Origin of the sequence: Micromonospora sp. H61, from assembly GCF_018070325.1 — a bacterium.
Classification (GTDB): domain Bacteria; phylum Actinomycetota; class Actinomycetes; order Mycobacteriales; family Micromonosporaceae; genus Micromonospora; species Micromonospora salmantinae.
The window spans coordinates 1-16,950 of record NZ_JAGPXY010000027.1 but is presented as its reverse complement, the minus strand read 5'-3'; the positions used below and the strand labels follow the sequence as shown (position 1 = coordinate 16,950).

Annotated in this window: 12 protein-coding genes; 4 read left to right on the top strand and 8 right to left on the bottom strand. The window is 70.0% G+C overall.

Translation table 11 applies throughout. The features are described 5' to 3' along the window. Positions 1–67 precede the first annotated feature (67 nt). The gene (locus KBX08_RS33840) at positions 68–973 is read left to right on the top strand and encodes a ThiF family adenylyltransferase (RefSeq protein ID WP_247669487.1); all 906 of its coding nucleotides are present in this window, start codon (positions 68–70) and stop codon (positions 971–973) included. Here KBX08_RS33840 and KBX08_RS15930 read toward each other — a convergent pair. The 4 genes from KBX08_RS15930 to glgX all read right to left on the bottom strand — a co-directional run bounded on the left by KBX08_RS15930 (position 966) and on the right by glgX (position 8,481). Beyond that, positions 966–2,135, bottom strand: a complete 1,170-nt coding sequence (locus KBX08_RS15930; protein WP_210784236.1) for an SAVED domain-containing protein — start codon at positions 2,133–2,135, stop codon at positions 966–968. The genes KBX08_RS33840 and KBX08_RS15930 overlap by 8 nt on opposite strands. 199 nt (positions 2,136–2,334) lie before the next feature. Next, on the bottom strand, positions 2,335–4,059 hold the full coding sequence (treZ, locus tag KBX08_RS15925; protein WP_210784235.1) for a malto-oligosyltrehalose trehalohydrolase: 1,725 nt from the start codon (positions 4,057–4,059) through the stop codon (positions 2,335–2,337). Continuing rightward, positions 4,056–6,362 carry a malto-oligosyltrehalose synthase gene (gene treY, locus KBX08_RS15920; RefSeq protein ID WP_210784233.1) on the bottom strand — a complete coding sequence of 769 codons (2,307 nt, stop codon included), beginning with the start codon at positions 6,360–6,362 and terminating at the stop codon, positions 4,056–4,058. The genes treZ and treY overlap by 4 nt, the downstream gene beginning before the upstream one ends. 1 nt (position 6,363) lies before the next feature. Continuing rightward, complete coding sequence (gene glgX / locus KBX08_RS15915; RefSeq protein WP_210784231.1) at positions 6,364–8,481, bottom strand: glycogen debranching protein GlgX; 2,118 nt, start codon at positions 8,479–8,481, stop codon at positions 6,364–6,366. Between the two features lie 480 nt (positions 8,482–8,961). Here glgX and KBX08_RS15910 point away from each other — a divergent pair, with 480 nt between their 5' ends. Then, a complete protein-coding gene (locus KBX08_RS15910) occupies positions 8,962–10,233 on the top strand; it encodes a glycosyltransferase family 4 protein (protein WP_238689730.1) in 1,272 nt (423 codons plus the stop codon). Positions 10,234–10,368: 135 nt separating this feature from the next. Beyond that, positions 10,369–11,013, top strand: coding sequence for a maleylpyruvate isomerase N-terminal domain-containing protein (locus tag KBX08_RS15905; RefSeq protein WP_210784227.1), 645 nt, complete (start codon positions 10,369–10,371; stop codon positions 11,011–11,013). 115 nt (positions 11,014–11,128) lie between these two features. On the opposite strand, the gene KBX08_RS15900 is transcribed toward KBX08_RS15905, so the two are convergent. The 4 genes from KBX08_RS15900 to KBX08_RS15885 form a co-directional block, all read right to left on the bottom strand. Next, positions 11,129–12,412: a citrate synthase gene (locus tag KBX08_RS15900; RefSeq protein ID WP_124854565.1), complete on the bottom strand. Its 1,284-nt coding sequence runs from the start codon at positions 12,410–12,412 to the stop codon at positions 11,129–11,131. Positions 12,413–12,598: 186 nt separating this feature from the next. Beyond that, a complete protein-coding gene (locus KBX08_RS15895) occupies positions 12,599–14,590 on the bottom strand; it encodes a sulfatase-like hydrolase/transferase (protein WP_247669486.1) in 1,992 nt (663 codons plus the stop codon). A gap of 55 nt (positions 14,591–14,645) precedes the next feature. Continuing rightward, entirely contained in the window at positions 14,646–16,076 is a 1,431-nt protein-coding gene (locus KBX08_RS15890) for a bifunctional 2-polyprenyl-6-hydroxyphenol methylase/3-demethylubiquinol 3-O-methyltransferase UbiG (RefSeq protein ID WP_210784223.1), read from the bottom strand. 17 nt (positions 16,077–16,093) lie between these two features. Continuing rightward, the gene (locus KBX08_RS15885; RefSeq protein ID WP_165947858.1) at positions 16,094–16,243 is read right to left on the bottom strand and encodes a hypothetical protein; all 150 of its coding nucleotides are present in this window, start codon (positions 16,241–16,243) and stop codon (positions 16,094–16,096) included. A gap of 201 nt (positions 16,244–16,444) precedes the next feature. On the opposite strand from KBX08_RS15885, the gene KBX08_RS15880 reads away from it, so the two are divergent. Next, a partial coding sequence (locus tag KBX08_RS15880) for an arginase family protein (RefSeq protein WP_247669485.1) occupies positions 16,445–16,950 on the top strand: 506 nt, incomplete at its 3' end.

Here is a 16,950-nt window from a genome sequence, read left to right as displayed (position 1 = left end):
TAGCATCCCGGCCGCCGGTGCCGACCAAATCCGGGCGCTCGTTAGGTCGAGCAGGAAGGAGAGTGCCATGATCACTATCGAACCGGCGAAGATCAATCAGAACACCGTGTTGGAGTGGTGGCCGATTTCCGACGAGCGCGATGAGGTCACTACTCGCCGCGACTCCGAGCGGCCGGTCGCCGCATACGCGGGCAAGACGGTCCATGTCTGGGGCTGCGGCGGTCTGGGCTCATGGATCGCTGAATATATTGTCCGAGCAGGAGCGAAGAGGGTCGTCCTTTGCGACCCGGCCACCATCTCAGGGGGCCTCCTCGTCCGACAGAACTTTGTGGAGGCGGACATCGGCAACAAGAAGGTCGCGGCGCTTGCCGATCGTCTACGTGCTATCAATGATGCCGTCCAAGTGGTCCCGAACGTTGCGATGTTTCCGGGTGAAGAAGATCTCTCGAACGTCGATCTCATCATCGACGCCACCGTCAGCGTAGCGATCAGCCGGGTTCTCGACGACCTCGCTGCCGCCTTGGAGCAGCGGCCGGTGTTGGCCCAGGTCGCTACCGACCCACGAACTGGAACATTGGGTCATATGACTGTCTCAATGCCGCCAGTACGGCTCGGCCCCTTGTCTATTGATAGAGAAGCCGGCAAACAGATTATCGAGGACGGGACAAACGAGGCGTTTCATTGCTTGTGGGATCCCGTAACGTCCGGTGACGAAATTATCCCTACACGGGGATGCTCGACTCCAACATTCCATGGTTCGGCGGCCGATCTGGCCGGAGTTGCCGGAAGTTTGACAAGCATTCTTGGTGCTCACCTGGCAGCAAGGACCGCCGTGTCTGGAACGCATTTAATCTCGCTTCCACACGGCGAAGCTGGACCTCTGAGGGCGTTCGTACCCGCCCAGGCCTCGGCGTCCAGGAGTACACCGGTTAACGAGTTTCCGAGCCAGCACGAAAGCTCACTGGTCACTTGAGCACCAGCACCGCTTCATAGGAATCAGCACCCCGCTGATAAATCGACACGGGCGGGTGAGTATCACGCATAAACGCACGACCTGCCTCAATGGCGACCGTTATCGGTGCCGACGCGATCAAATGCCACCGCCGTGCGTTCGGATGGCGAGCCTCAGCGGTGACGAGCGCTTCTCGCCACTGTGCAGCGAAGTTCGAAAGCGATTTCTCGTGCACCATCAGGGTTGGGATTGGAGCGACGTCGAGTGGCCGGATTTCAACGCGTGGCATCGCCCCGATCTCCTCGGGCAGGAAAGCGCTATTCACCTCACTGCTTATCGCGCACATGAGCACAACATCTTCGGCGCTGTCAGGCGCATCAGCGGCTAACACCTCGAAGTCAATAGGGTCACTTTGATCCGCCCAGGACCAACCGACAAATTGGTCACGATGCTTCTGGAAGATGCGAGTCGGCATTTTGTCATCTAATTGCCAACCCAAGTAAACAAGCAGCGGAATCGGCGCAATGGCGAATACAGAAATGTGCTCCACATCGCCACTGTCGATTGCTTGGCGCACGAGAGCCAGCGTGTCGTCGATGGACTGCTGGGCAGCATCCCAGAATCCCTTACCTCCCGCAGCGCCGTGGATGCGGCAGGTGAAGTCACCGCTGCGTTGGGTTTCGACGAGCCCGAGGTAGTTTACGGCTAGGAGAGTCTCCGCGACTTCGCGCTGAGACGCGAGCGCGAGCGAGCCGCGGATTTGGCTACCGACACGCAGTGCCGCTGTCCGAGTCAACCCGCCGTTATCGGTGACCATCTCGATACGCCGCTCGAACGCCTCCTTGACCTCGCGAAGCTTCTCGGGTGGGAAGAAGTCGATGTGATCGGGATGATCAATGATCTTATGGCAATCATGGCACAGGAGGAGTAAATTCTCCTCGGCCTCGGTATCGAGCACTCCGTCATTGTCCTTGCGGCGAGGCGAATCTGGCCCCTCGGTGGCACCGATGTTGTGTGCGATTTCAGCCAGAAGGACAGAATGAAAATATGTTCTGGAGTCACCGAGAAGGCGGCGGTTGCAAACCGTGCACCGACCTGCGGCCCGTGCCCACAGGGCGTTGCGGACAGAGTCCTTTATGGCACCACGCTTGACGGTTGTGTCGCGGTGGTCGGTGGTAGTCATTTAAACCTTGCCGTCGTGAATTTGGTGGTTTAGCCGTTGACCTACGCCAACGCCGGCGAGGTTAAGGCCACACCCGCAGACAATGAAGCTGACCTGATCAACACCCTACGAGATTGGCACCGGCCTTTGCAGCGTGTCTCGGACGGGGGCAGTCGGACGTACTCAAGGCCTAGGCGAGCGTGACCAATCCGTGCATCCCTCAGAGCGCCACGATCGCGGCAGTCTCTGCCGGAAGCTGGATCCGGTCCCGCATCACCGTAACCCCCTCCCCCGTGGCCAGCAACACCCGCCGAGCCACCCCAGGCAGCGACACTCCCTGTCCCCGCCCAGCCAGGTTCGCCACCACAAGCGTGTCCCCCCGCCGCATCACCAGGAACTGGTCCCCATGCTGCACAGAGACAGCGTTCAACCGAGGATCCGAGAGATCCGGAAGCGACCGACGCAGCCCGATCAACCGCTGGTAAAACGCCAGCATCGAAGCATGCTCGGGCTTGTCCAGCTCCGCCCAGTCCAACCGGGACCGCACGAACGTCTCCGGGTCCTGCGGATCGGGCACGTCCCCCTCCGGCCATCCGTGCGCAGCGAACTCCCGCCGCCGTCCGGTCCGCACCGCAGAGGCCAACTCCGGCTCCGGATGCGAGGTGAAGAACTGCCACGGCGTAGAGGCAGCCCACTCCTCCCCCATGAACAGCATGGGAGTGAACGGCGCCGTCAACAGCAACGTGGCCCCAACCCGAAGCAGCGAAGGCGACAGCGAAGCCGAGATCCGATCCCCGGTAGCCCGGTTCCCGATCTGGTCGTGGTTCTGCAGGTACGCCACGAACCGGTGCCCCGGCACCCGAGGATCAACCGGCCGCCCGTGGTGCCGGTTCCGGAAGCTGGACCAGGTCCCGGCGTGGAAGAACCCTCCGGTCAGCACATCAGACAGCGTCTCCAGAGAGCCGAAGTCCCCGTAGTACCCCTGCCGCTCCCCCGTCAGCAGCGTGTGCAGCGCGTGGTGGGCGTCGTCGTTCCACTGGGCGTGCAGCCCGAACCCACCCGCCTCGCGCGGGGTGATGACCCGCGGATCGTTGAGGTCGGATTCGGCGATCAGCGACAACGGCCGCCCCAGGTGCGTCGACAACGACTCGACGGAAACCGCCAGCTCTTCCAGGATGGGAACGGCCCGCGAGTCGTGCAGCGCGTGCACGGCGTCCAGGCGCAGCCCGTCGACGTGGTAGTCGCGCAGCCACATGAGCACGCTGTCGATGATGTAGCGGCGTACCTCGTCGGACTGCGGGCCGTCCAGGTTGATCGAGCGACCCCAACTGTTGCTCTGCTCGGCGAGGTAGGGCCCGAACCGCGGCGCGTAGGCCCCGGAGGGCCCGAAATGGTTGTAGACAACGTCGAGGATCACCCCCAGACCGCGAGCGTGGGCGGCGTCGACGAACCGTTTCAGGCCGTCGGGGCCGCCGTAGGGCTCGTGTGGGGCGTACCAGCAGACGCCGTCGTACCCCCAGTTGTGTTCGCCGTTGAAGGCGTTGACCGGGAGCAGCTCGATCAGGTCGACGCCCAGGGACACCAGGTGGTCGAGGCGGTCGATGGCCGCGTCGAAGGTGCCTTCCGGGGTGAAGGTGCCGATGTGCAGCTCGTAGAGGATGCTGCCGGGCAGTTGCCGGCCGGTCCACGCGCTGTCGGACCACGCGAAGTCGGCGTGGTCGTAGCGGCGGCTCGGCCCGTGCACTCCCGCAGGCTGCCACGGTGACCGGGGGTCGGGCAGTGGGGTTTCGTCGTCGTTCAGCAGAAAGGAGTAGTCGAGGCCGGCGTCGGGCACCTCGACCCGCCACCAGCCGTCGGTGGAGGCGCGCATCTCGTGGTCGGTGTCGTCGGCCAGGCGCAGCCGCACCCGCGTGGCGTCCGGTGCCCAGACGGAGAATTCGGTCATGAAACGGCCTCCTCGGCAGCGGTGAGAGGAGCCAGCAGAGCCACGGGATAGTCGGCCAGAAGGCCGTCCAGAGGGGTCTCCCCGCCACTGTAGACCCGGCCGGTGAACAGGTCCTTCATCTCGTGAACGGGAAGTGACAGTGCTGTGTCACACCAGCCGCCGGCGCGCGCCAGGCCCAGCGGCAGCCGGGTCGCCACGGCGATCGCGCCGCCCCTGTCGAAGGCCACCACGTGCCGGCCCACCCGCCCGTGCGCGGGCACCGGTCGGTAGGTGGTGAACAGCTCCGGGTGCGCCCGCCGCAGCCGCAGGGTCCGCGAGACGACGAGCAGCTTCGCCGCTCCGTCGGTGTCGATCGGGGGACGCCAGCCGCCGTCGATGCGTGCCAGCAGCTCTCGGCGTACGTCGAAGTCGACCGGGCGGCGGTTGTCCGGGTCGACGAGGGAGTTGTCCCACAGCTCGGTGCCCTGGTAGGTGTCCGGCACCCCGGGCATGGTGAGTTGGATCAGCTTCTGCCCGAGCGAGTTGCACCAGCCGGCCGGGGCGATGGCGGCGGCGAGTTCGGTCAGCTCGTCGTGCAGGCTCGGGTCGTCGTACATCTGGTCGACCACCGCGTGCACTGCCTGCTCGAAGGCCGGGTCGGGGTCCGCCCAACTGGTCGAGGCCCCGGCCTCCCGGGCGGCCTTCTCGACGTACGCGTGCAGCCGTTCCCGCTCGATCGGCCACGCGCCGACGGCGGTCTGCCAGAGCAGGTGGGCGAAGGCCGGGTCGGGCAGCGGCGCGTACTCCATCCAGGTCTTGACCTGCTCGGCCCAGCGGCCCGGCAGTTCGCTGAGCACGGCGAGGCGGGCGCGGACGTCCTCGCCGCGTTTGGTGTCGTGGGTGGAGAGGGTGGTCATGCTGGCCGGCCAACGGACCTGTTGGGCGGCGGCGAAGCGGTGGAACTCCGCCGGCGGCACCCCGAAGTGGGCGGGGTTGTCGCCGACCTCGTTGAGCGCCACGACCCGGGTCCAGCGGTAGAACGCGGTGTCCTCCACGCCCTTGGCCATCACCGCGCCGGTGAGCTGCGGAAACCGTTGGGCCAGCTCGTCGTCGGGGTTGCGCAGTCGGCGGGTGATCGCGTCCAGGGCCCCCGCCAGGTCGGGGCGGCGGCGGCCGGCCTCGGAGCGGGCGGCGGCGAGGTGCCGGGCGCCGTGCGGCGGGTAGCCCCGGTAGACGGCGAACGCTGCGGCCATCTCGGCGAGCGCTGCGCGGGCCTGCTCGGTGGGCACCTCGGGGGCGAGGGCGGCCAGCCGGGTCAGCTCGGCGGCGAGCAGTTGGGTGGCGGCGGCCAGTTTGGTGGTGTGGGTCAGGTCCTCCCAGGACGTGTGCTGCCCGGTGAGGCGGTTGTCCAGCGCGGTGAAGTCACCCTCGGCGTCGGTGTCGACGAAGAGCCCACCGACAGCGGCCAGGGCGTCGTAGCCGGTGGTGCCGTCCACCGGCCAGTCCGGCAGCTCCTCGCCGTACTCCAGGATCTTCTCCACCACGAGCCAGGCGTCGGGCGCGGCGGCCCGCAACCGGGCCAGGTAGCCGGCCGGGTCGCGCAGGCCGTCCGGGTGGTCGACGCGGATGCCGTCGACCTCCCCGGCGGCGGCCCAGCGCAGGATCAGCTCGTGGGTGGCGGCGAAGACGGCCGGGTCCTCCACCCGCAGACCCGCCAGGCCCGCGATGGCGAAGAACCGGCGGTACGTCAGCTCGGCGTCGCCGCGCCGCCAGGAGACCAGCTCGTAGTGCTGCCGGTCGTGCACCTCGCGGGCGCTGCCGTCGCCGGTGCCGTCGGCGATCGGAAAGCGGTGCTCGTGGTAGCGCAGCTCCCCGCCGACCACCTTGAGGTCGTCGAGGGCGGCCTCATCGTCGCCCAGCACCGGCAGCATCAGGCGGCCCCGGTCCCAGTCGATGTCGAACCAGTCGGCGTACGCCGAGTCGCGCCCCCGGCGCAGCACGTCCCACCAGGCGGGGTTGGCGGCCGGGACGGCCACCCCGGCGTGGTTGGGCACGATGTCGACGACCAGGCCGAGGTGCTTGTCGCGCAGGGCGGTCAGCAGCCGCTGGCGGGCGGCCTCCCCGCCCAGCTCCGGGTTGACGGCCCGGTGGTCGACAACGTCGTAGCCGTGCTGGGAGCCGGGGGTGGCGGTCAGCAGCGGGGCGCTGTAGAGGTGGCTGACGCCGAGGTCGTCCAGATAGTCGACGATCGCGGCGGTGGCGTCCAGGTCGAAGCCGGGGCGGACCTGGACGCGGTAGGTGGCAGTGGGAGGGGTGGCCGGCATGTCAGTTCGTCCTCTCCAGCACGACGAGGGAGCGGTCCGGCACCCGGATGGTGCCGCCCGCGCTGATCACCGTGGCGTCGCCGGGCTCGGGTTCGGCGGTGCTGATCACCCGTTCCCACTTCTGGCCGTAGTCGCTGCCGGGCATGGTGAAGTCCAGCGGCGCGTCGTGGGCGTTGAAGCAGAGCAGGAACGACGCGTCGTGGTGCTTCTGGCCGTACTGGCCGCGTTCGCGGATGCCCTCGCCGTTGACGAAGAGCGCCACCGAGCGGCCGAAGTCGTTGCCCCAGTCCTCGCCGGTCATCTCCCGCCCGTCGGGGGTGTACCAGGCCAGGTCGGGCAGCGGCTCGTCGATGCCGCGTCCGTTCACCGGCAGCCCGGTGAAGAACCGGCGACGGCGGAACACCTGGTGTCGTTTGCGGAACGCGGTGAGCGTGCGGACGAAGTCCAGCAGGTGCTCGTCGGCGTTGTCCCAGTCGACCCAGGCCAGCTCGCTGTCCTGGCAGTAGACGTTGTTGTTGCCGTGCTGGGTGCGGCCCAACTCGTCACCGTGGCCGATCATCGGCACGCCCTGCGACAGCATCAGGGTGGCCAGGAAGTTGCGCCGCTGCTTGGCCCGCAGGGCGAGGACCGCCTCGTCGTCGGTGTCGCCCTCGACCCCGCAGTTCCAGGACCGGTTGTGGCTCTCGCCGTCGCGATTTTCCTCGCCGTTGGCCTCGTTGTGTTTGTCGTTGTAGGACACCAGGTCGGTGAGGGTGAAGCCGTCGTGCACGGTGACGAAGTTGATGCTGTGGAACGGTCGGCGGCCGTCGTCCTGGTAGAGGTCGGCGGAGCCGGAGATCCTTGACGCGAACTCGGCGAGGGTGGCCGGCTCGCCGCGCCAGAAGTCCCGCACGGTGTCGCGGTACTTGCCGTTCCACTCCGTCCACAGCGGCGGGAAGTTGCCGACCTGGTAGCCGCCGGGGCCGACGTCCCACGGTTCGGCGATCAGCTTGACCTGGCTGACCACCGGGTCCTGCTGCACCACCTCGAAGAAGGTGGAGAGCCGGTCCACCTCGTAGAACTCGCGGGCCAGGGTGGCCGCCAGGTCGAACCGGAAGCCGTCGACGTGCATCTCGGTCACCCAGTACCGCAGCGAATCCATGATCAGTTGCAGCGAGTGCGGGCTGCGCACGTTGAGGCTGTTGCCGGTGCCGGTGTAGTCGACGAAGTAGCGGGGGTCCTCCTCGCTGAGCCGGTAGTAGCTCGGGGCGTCCACGCCCTTGAAGCTCAGCGTCGGCCCGAGGTGGTTGCCCTCGGCGGTGTGGTTGTAGACCACGTCGAGGATGACCTCGATGCCGGCCGCGTGCAGCGCCTTGACCATGCCCCGGAACTCCTGCACCTGCTGGCCGGTCCGGCCCAGCGCGGAGTAGCCGTGGTGCGGGGCGAAGAAGCCGATGGTGTTGTAACCCCAGTAGTTGCGCAGCCCCAGGTCGGAGAGGCGGTTGTCGTGGATGAACTGGTGCACCGGCATCAGCTCGATCGCCGTCACCCCGAGCCGGGTCAGATAGTCGATCATCGGCGGGGAGGCGATGCCCGCGTACGTGCCGCGCAGCTCCTCCGGGATGTCCGGGTGGCGCATGGTCAGCCCGCGCACGTGCGCCTCGTAGATCACCGAGTGGTGGTAAGGGGTGCGCGGCGGCCTGTCGTTGCCCCAGTCGAAGTACGGGTTGACCACCACCGACTTCGGCATGAACGGCGCCGAGTCGGTCTCCGACATGCGCTCCGGCTCGTTGAGGTCGTAGTCGTAGACCGCCGGGTCCCAGTCCACGTCACCGTCGATGGCCTTGGCGTACGGGTCGATCAGCAGCTTGTGCGGGTTGCAGCGCAACCCGTTCGCCTGGTCGTACGGGCCGTGCACCCGGTAGCCGTAGCGCTGGCCCGGCTCGATGCCCGGCAGGTACGCGTGCCACACGTAGGCGTCCACCTCGCGCAGCTCGACGCGGCGCTCCGCACCGGTGTCCCACTCGTCGAAGAGGCACAGCTCGATCCGCTCGGCCACCTCGGAGAAGATGGCGAAGTTGGTGCCCATTCCGTCGTAGGTGGCGCCCAGGGGGTACCGCTCGCCCGGCCAGACCTGCATGTCGCTCCTTAGACCATGGTTATGTGCGCACCGGCCGAGATCGCCCGCGCGCACGCAGGTAGTGCCCCCGGCCCGGGCGCGCCAATCCATCCTTTCAGGCGACGGGCGAAAACCGCCCGTCTGATGCGCGCTACACCGATCGGGTGTCCTCCGTCACGATGGCCCTTTTCGAGGTGCGTTCTCGGGTCCTATGCACTTTCCTTGACCGGGGACAAGCGTTCGCGCGTGCCCGCCTGGCCATCCGCCACCCCTTACACCTCTCGCTCCGCCGCCACTGACGTCGGCGCGCCTCACCATGCATGGACGGAGACTGATGTGACAGTGCGGGTCGACGAGCAGCTCGCTGCCACCAAGGACCGGGCCCACCGGCCCACCCTGACCTCCCGGCCCCCCGCGCAGCCCGGTCCGACCGCGCAGCCCGGCACGCCCGTGCCGGCGCAGTCCGGCCCCGGGGTGCCCCCGCAGACCCGCCGCATCCTCATGCTGTCCTGGGAGTACCCGCCGGTGCTCGTCGGCGGTCTCGGTCGACACGTGCACGCCCTCTCGGTCGCCCTCGCCGCCGCCGGCCACGAGGTCACCGTCGTCACCCGCCACTCCGACGGCGCACCCCTGGAGGAGTACGCCGACGGCGTGCGCATCCTGCGCGCCCCCGAGGACCCGGTCACCTTCCCCCTCGCCACCGGCTCCCTGCTGGCCTGGACCATGGCCTTCAACCACACCCTCACCCGCACCGCCCTGCGCGCCGCCCAGGCCGGCTCCTACGACGTCATCCACGCCCACGACTGGCTCGTCGCGCACACCGCGATGACGTTGCGCGACCACCTGGACATCCCGCTGGTCAGCACGATCCACGCCACCGAGGCCGGCCGGCACCAGGGCTGGCTGCCGGAGGAGATGAACCGCACCATCCACGGTGTCGAGCAGTGGCTCAGCAGCGAGTCCAACCGGGTGATCGTCTGCTCCGGGTACATGCGCGACGAGGTGAACGCGCTGTTCGGCGTACCGGCCGGACGGGTCGACGTGGTCGCCAACGGCGTGGAGCCGCACCGCTGGCGGGTGCCCGCGCGTGCCGTGGCCGCCGCCCGCGCCCGCTTCGCCGGCAACGGCCCGCTGGTCACCTTCGCCGGCCGCCTGGTGTACGAGAAGGGCGTCCAGCACCTGATCGCCGCGCTCCCCCGGCTGCGCGAGCGGCACCCCGGCCTGCGTGCCGTGATCGCCGGTGACGGCCCGTACCGCGCCGAGTTGGAGGCCGAGGTGCACCGCCGCGGCCTCGGCGGCATGGTCACCATGCCGGGCTTCCTCGGCGGCACCGACCTGCCGGCGCTGATGGCCGCGTCCGACTGCTTCGCCGTGCCGAGCATCTACGAGCCGTTCGGCATGGTGGCACTGGAGGGCGCCGCGGCCGGCGCTCCCCTGGCCGTCGCCGCCACCGGTGGCCTCGGCGAGATCGTCGAGCCGGGCGTCACCGGGATGACCTTCCGTCCGCACGACCCGGGCAGCCTCACCGACGCCGTGGACGCGCTGCTGTCGGACGCCGACCGTTCCCGCGTCATGGCCCGCCGCGCCCGCCGGATGGTCCACGACCAGTACGGCTGGGCCGCGATCGCCCAGCGCACCGCCGCCAGCTACGCCGCAGCCATCCACCACGACGCCGCGTTCACCGCCGAGCGCGCCGAGCAGCGGATGTCGCAGGGTAGCGCCCTCCCGGCGCTCCCCGAGGGCAACCTGCTCGCCGCCGCCGGCCTGCGCTGACCCCTCCCCGAGCCAGGCCCGATTCCGGTTCAGCCGGGACTCGGGCCTGGCTCGGGCTCGGGCGGGGTCGATCCTGTTGTGGCGAGCGCTCCGCGCTGCCCGGCGGCTGTCGGTCGGGGCTGCCAGAATGTGCGGATGTCTCGTCCTGTCGACGCCCTGGATGCCAGCTTTCCGGTCGCCGCCTCGATCGCGTTGGACCTGATTCGACGCCCCGAGGTGACCGAGCGGTGGTCGAGCCCGAGCGCCCTGCCACACCTGTCCGTGGGTGGGCTGGCGTGCCACCTGGGACGTCAGGCGGTCCGTGCGGCGGAGCTACTGCCAATGCCGACGGACCTGCCGGTCCTGGAGTCGGCCGACAACCACTACGAGCGGGCCGCCTGGGTCTCCGAGGGGTCCCCGGACAAGAACACAGTCGCGTCCGGCCCCGACGAGGCCGACGCCGTACGCGGGCCGGCCGATCTGCACGCCCGTTCCGCCCAGGCGCTGACGGAGGTCGGCGACCTGCTCTCGCGGGGTGCCGCTCGTGACGTCGTGCCGATCCCGTGGCAGGGCTGGGCCCTTCCGCGCGGAGAGTTCCTGCTCACCCGCCAGTTGGAGATCGTGGTCCATTCCGACGACCTCGCGGTGAGCGTCGGCCTGCCCACGCCGGAGTTCCCGGCGGACGTCTTCGACCCCGTACGCGACCTGCTGGTCCGGCTGGCCGTGCGCCGCCGTGGCCAGTCCGCGCTGATCAGCGCGCTGAGTCGCAGCGAGCGGGCCCAGGACATCTCCGCCTTCTGAGCCCCGGCGTCACCCGTTCGTGATCGACTCATGCCGGGGACAGCTCGGGGCGCGGAAACGCGGCAGGCCGTCGACCCGGAGGGGTCGACGGCCTGCTCGTTTAGCGAGGAGCGGGTCAGCGCTCGCCGAAGGGGACGTAGTCCCGCTCGGCGGAGCCGACGTAGACCTGCCGCGGACGGCCGATCTTGGTCTCCGGGTCGTTGATCATCTCGCGCCACTGGGCGATCCAGCCGGGAAGCCGGCCGAGCGCGAAGAGCACCGTGAACATCTTGGTCGGGAAACCCATGGCCTTGTAGATCAGGCCGGTGTAGAAGTCCACGTTCGGGTAGAGCCGACGGGAGACGAAGAAGTCGTCGGCGAGGGCGATCTCCTCCAGCTCCATGGCGATGTCCAGCAGCGGGTCGGGCTTGGCCATCCGGCCCAGCACGTCCTGCGCGGCCTTCTTGACGATCGCCGCCCGCGGGTCGTAGTTCTTGTAGACCCGGTGGCCGAAGCCCATCAGCTTGACGCCGTCCTGCTTGTCCTTGACCTTGCGGACGAAGGACCGCACGTCGCCGTCGCCGGCGTGGATCTGCTGCAGCATCTCCAGCACCGCCTGGTTGGCGCCACCGTGCAGCGGGCCGAACAGCGCGTTCACGCCGGCCGAGACCGAGGCGAACAGGTTGGCGTTGCTGGAGCCGACCAGGCGGACGGTCGACGTGGAGCAGTTCTGCTCGTGGTCGGCGTGCAGGACGAAGAGCATGTCCAGCACCTTCGACATCACCGGGTCGACCTCGTACGGCTCAGCCGGCACGCCGAACGTCATCCGCAGCAGGTTGTCCACGTACCCCAGCGAGTTGTCCGGGTACAGCAGCGGCTGACCGATGGACTTCTTGTACGCGTACGAGGCGATGGTGGGGACCTTCGCCATCAGCCGGACCGTGGAGATCTCCACGTGCTCGGAGTCGAACGGGTCCAGGCTGTCCTGGTAGAAGGTGGACAGGGCGCTCACCGCGGACGAGAGCACCGCCATCGGGTGGGCGTCCCGGGGGAAGCCGTCGAAGAAGCGGCGCATCTCCTCGTGCAGCAGCGAGTGCCGCCGAATCCACTCGGTGAACTCGGTCAGCTGCTGCTCGGTCGGCAGCTCACCGTAGATGAGCAGGTAGGAGACCTCCAGGAAGGAGGACTTCTCGGCCAGCTGCTCGATCGGGTACCCCCGGTAACGCAGGATGCCCGCGTCGCCGTCGATGTAGGTGATCGCGGATGAGGCAGCGGCGGTGTTGACGAAACCGGGGTCGTACGTGGTCATCCCGGTTTCCTTCAGCAGCTTGCTCACCCCGACACCGGCGGGGCCCTCGACCGCAGGATGCACCGGCATCGACAGCTGCCCACCGGGGTGATCGAGCTTGACTTCCGTCATGTGGTTCCTCGCTTCGCCGGCAGATCTACGTTGAATTGCCTTCGCTTCTACCGTAATTGCGGCTCGGGGGACAACGTCCGCCGTGGTTCGGCGGTGAGGTATGCGTCACCCGATTCCCGACCGGGCGGCCGGGAAACCCGGCATCCCGCCAGACGGGACCGGACCGGACCGAACCCGCAAGCCAGGTCACGACAGGTTGAGGCGTCGCAGCGTACCGTCCGTCGCGACCTGGAAGACGTCGAGCTGGTTGGTGCCGGCGTGGAACAGCTTGTCGTCGGCGAGCAGCGCGGCGAACCGGCGTCCGCCGAGGTCGGCCGGCACCACCGGGACGACGGCCCCGATGCGGCCGTTGACGGCGACGGCGAGGAGTGTGCCGTCCGGGATCCGGTCCGGGACGTCGCCCCAGACCAGTGCCGGGAGGGTGCCGGTGTCCGGGTCCGTGGCGGTGAACGCGGCCAGGTCGGCGACCCGGGCGCTGCCGGCGGCGGGGCCGGCGCGGACCTCGGTGCCGACCAGGGGGTGGGGTGTCGGCAGGGGTGGCGGGGCGGGCACGCCACCGGCGAAGGTGACCGGTTCGCCGGGGCGGTCGTAGAAGTGTTTCGTGCCGTCGGTGCGGGGGGCCTGGCGGGCGGAGCGCCCGTCGACCCGCCAGGGCAGCCGGACGCCGGCCTCGTCGGCCACTGTCGGAAGCAGGTCGACGTGTTCCCAGTTGCGGTCGTCCACCCGGCCGGCCTGCTGCCGGGGTTCCTTGACAAACGTCGGCACCCAGGCGACCTCGCCGGCGGCGGCCTTGATGGCGTCCATGCCCCGGCCCTGCGCGCCGGGGCGGAAGCTGACCCCGTGGTCGGCGGTCACCACGACGAGGGCCTGGTCGTAGAGGCCGCTGGCGCGCAGCGTCCGCAGCGTCTCGCCGATGAGCCGGTCGGTGTAGCCGAGCTGGGCGAGGTGCCGCTGCCGGGCCAGGTCGACCCACCCGGCACCGTCGTTGGGCAGGTCCTCGGGGGCGTCGTAGCGCGCCCCGGACGGCAGGTACGCCCACGGTGAGTGCGGCATCAGCAGGTGCAGGAAGTGCAGGGTGGGCCGGGTCGTCGGCTTCAGCCCAGCGAGGAAGCTGGTGAACCGGGCCGGTTGGTTGTCGTCCAGGCTGTCCCAGCGGAACTTCGGGTCGGCCGGCACCGGTTCGGCGGCGTCCAGGCCGGCTTCGGCGCGAGTCTGCTCGCGGTAGGAGTCCTCCGGGTCGACAGCGCTCTCCGTGGGCCCGGCGACCCGGCCGAGCAGCTTGCCGGTCTCCCGGACCAGCACGCCGAGCCCTTGCTCGGGGGTGACCGGCTGCTCGCAGCGACTGGGCGGGCAGAGCCGGGTGATGCTCTCCTCGGCGCGGATGTCGTACAGGCCGCCGAAGGCGGTGAAGATGTTGTCCGGGTACTGCGAGTAGTGCGGGGCGACCGGCTTGGCCGGGTAGCGGCCGGTGAGCATCGCCGGCAGCGCGTTGGGCGTCCATCCGCTGACCCCGGTGGAGTTGCGGTACCAGGTGGAGGCGCCGGCCAGCTCGGCGAAGTGCGGGTACCGCCCGGCGTCGATCTTCCCGTCCGCGCCGAGCAGGCTGACCAGTGGCAGCTCGTCGAGGATCAGCATGACCACCGGCGGGTGCACGGCCGAGCCCTGCGCGGTGCCGGCCGCGCCGCCGTCGCCGCGCGGCAGGACCACCGCCGAGGTGGGCGAGGCGAGCAGGAAGAGCGCCACGAAGGCCACCGGGCCGGCGGCGGCCACTCGCAGCACCCGGCCCGGCGCCCGCCACCGCCGGTGCGCGGCCGCGCCGGCGGCTCCGACCAGCACGGCCACCAACAGCAGCGGTACGCCCCGAAGTGGCGCGACGTGTCGGCCCACCTGCACGGCGAGGGCGGCGACCAGCAGCCCGACCAGCCCGGTGTGGGCGAGGGCGCGGGCGGTCCGGCCGGCCACTCGGCTGAGCGCGCCGAGCACCGCCACCGCAGCCGTGGGGAGCACCGTCACCAGGGCGAGCAGCAGCAGGATCTGGGCCGGGTCGGTGCGGTGGAAGAGGAAGAAGTCGGGGCTGCGGCCGAGCACGTCCAGCAGTGGCTGGGTGACCACCAGACCGACCAGCGCGACGATCTCCAGCAGCCGGCCCAGCTCACCTCGCCAGCCCCGGTCCCACAGTGCGGGGGCCGGCGGCGGCCGGTGGTCCGCGGCCGGCGGGTCGACGGAAGCCGGTTCAGCCACCCATCACCGTCCGGTACAGCGTGCGGGTTCCCGAGGGCAGTTCCAGCCGATCGGTGATCCGTCCGCGGGCGGCGAGCAACGTCTCGAAGGCGTCGCGTCGGTAGTCCGGGAAGAGACCGGCGGGCTTGTTGGCCAGCAGCCGGGTCGCCATCGGGTCCTCCGGGTGCACGAACTCCACCACCACCGCGCCGCCCGGCGCGGTCAGCCCGGCCAGCCAGTCGATGACCTCCGGCAGCGGCACGTTGCGCCCGATCGCCAGGTGGTGCACCACGGCCAGGGCGAGCACCACGTCGGCGGACGCCCGCTCGGCGAAGCCGGCCCGCTCGACGCCCCGCCAGCCGCCACCCGGTGAGGGGTCGGCCAGGTCCAGCACCAGCGGCAGGATGCGGCGCTGCCCCTCGGAGCGCAGCTGCCGGTACAGCTCGTCGACGACCGTGGGGTCCTGCTCGACGGCGACCACGTAGTCGGCGTGCCCGGCCGCCAGCCGGGAGTACCGGCCGTCGTTGGCGCCGAGGTCGAGCACCAGGCGGGGGCGGGTGCCGGCGGCGACAGCGACGGCCACGAACTGCTCCTTCGCCACCCGGTCGCGGGCCGAGTAGCCGCAGGTGCGTTGGTAGTCCGACCAGTGGCTCTCGGGCGGGCGGCGGTCCAGCTTGCCGACCAGCTTCTCGATGCCGCGTACCGTGGCGAGCAGCAGCTCCCGGGAGAAGCCGGCGGCCCGCAGTTGGTCGCGTACCTCAGTGGTGCTGGCGGCGGCGTTGCGGTGCTGCATGGCCCCGTGCAGGTGCAGGTGGGTCAGCACGCCGGGGCGCAGCCGGCGGGCCCCGTTGAACAGTGGCCGTAGCTCGTCGGCCTCGATGCCGTCGACCCGGGCACGCAGCCACGGTTGGAAGTCGACGCCCAGGTGGGCGGTGAGCATCAGCGGGTAGAGCACGGTCTGGCAGAACTGCCGGTAGCCTGCCCACGGTTCGCCGTCACGCATCGGCTCGAAGGAGCCGATGTCGATGAAGACCGGTTGGGCGCCGCGCCACTGGAGGTTGTACGCCGAGCCGTCCTTCGTGGTGAAACCCTCGCCGAGCGCGGCGGTCAGGATCTCCAGGTGCAGCAGGGCGGCGTCGCGCAGCATGCTGAACGACCACTCGTACGGGTGGGAGACGAACGGGATGCGCTCGTGGCGCAGCACGGCCGCCCACGGTGTCCCGGTCGCGGCCGGCACCAGGGTGGGCGGAGCGTCCTCGGTGGCGCAGACCTTGCGCGCGGCGACCAGCGCCGGGAAGAACGTGCTGCCGGTCAGCGCCCGCCAGTGCGCGGCAGCCTGGGGGTCCAGCCCGCGCAGCACCTCGTCGCCGACGTGGAAGACCCGGTTGGCGGGGTCGCGGAAGGAGGCCGGCTCGGGCCGTACCTCGGTGGGTGAGATCGCCATCGTCGGGGCTGGCCCGCTCAGCGCTGGTCGGTGGGTTGCCGGCGGAACCGGTCGACCAGCCGTCGCCAGTAGAGTTTCGCGGCGACCGCGGCGCCAGCCACCCCACCGACGACAGCCTGCACGATCAGGCTGCCGGACCCCGCGTCCAGGTAGGCCAGATGTTCCACCGATCGCTCCTTGCCCTCGCCGCCTCGATACCGGCGTCCCAGGGCGTACACCGATGAGGCTTTTGACCCATAAAGCCGGACTTGTCCCTCACCGTACGCCGGTCGTCGTCGCCGTCGCGGGCACATCGGCGTACTCCCAGCCACACCACAGAATGCGGCCGGGACGGCCGGCCGCGCCGGTACGCTGCGGACGTGCGCTGGATGATCGTGGACGCGCCGCTGGACTCCTCCGGAGCCGGGCGCGGCGAGGAGCGGGCCCCGGCCGCGCTGCGCCGCGCCGGCCTGCGCGAGGCCCTGGCCGCCGACGACGACGGGCGGATCGACGAGGCGCGGTTGCGCGACCCGAACCGCGACCCGGCCAGCGGGGTGATCGGCGCGGCGGGCCTGGTCCGGGCCGGCGGCGCCATCGCCGCGCGCATCGGCGCACTGATCGCGGACGGCCACCGACCACTGGTGCTCGGCGGCGACTGCGCCATCCTGCCCGGCGTCTGCCGGGCCCTACCCCCGGCGACCGACCTGTGGTTCGTCGACGCCCACCCGGACTTCCTCGACGGCACGACCTCACCGACGGGTGAGGCCGCCGACATGGACCTCTCGGTTGTCACCGGGTGCGGCCCCGCCGCCGCCGTCGGTCCCGGCGGCACGCTGATCGAGCCCGGCCGCGTCCACCTGCTCGGGCACCGCCCGGCCACCGACGAGAGCAGCCG

Excerpts from the sequence above, each read along its gene's own strand:
- KBX08_RS33840 (WP_247669487.1), top strand. The coding sequence starts at position 68 with ATGATCACTATCGAACCGGCGAAGATCAATCAGAACACCGTGTTGGAG.
- KBX08_RS15930 (WP_210784236.1), bottom strand. The coding sequence starts at position 2,135 with ATGACTACCACCGACCACCGCGACACAACCGTCAAGCGTGGTGCCATA.
- treZ (WP_210784235.1), bottom strand. The coding sequence starts at position 4,059 with ATGACCGAATTCTCCGTCTGGGCACCGGACGCCACGCGGGTGCGGCTG.
- treY (WP_210784233.1), bottom strand. The coding sequence starts at position 6,362 with ATGCCGGCCACCCCTCCCACTGCCACCTACCGCGTCCAGGTCCGCCCC.
- glgX (WP_210784231.1), bottom strand. The coding sequence starts at position 8,481 with ATGCAGGTCTGGCCGGGCGAGCGGTACCCCCTGGGCGCCACCTACGAC.
- KBX08_RS15910 (WP_238689730.1), top strand. The coding sequence starts at position 8,962 with ATGCTGTCCTGGGAGTACCCGCCGGTGCTCGTCGGCGGTCTCGGTCGA.
- KBX08_RS15905 (WP_210784227.1), top strand. The coding sequence starts at position 10,369 with ATGTCTCGTCCTGTCGACGCCCTGGATGCCAGCTTTCCGGTCGCCGCC.
- KBX08_RS15900 (WP_124854565.1), bottom strand. The coding sequence starts at position 12,412 with ATGACGGAAGTCAAGCTCGATCACCCCGGTGGGCAGCTGTCGATGCCG.
- KBX08_RS15890 (WP_210784223.1), bottom strand. The coding sequence starts at position 16,076 with ATGGCGATCTCACCCACCGAGGTACGGCCCGAGCCGGCCTCCTTCCGC.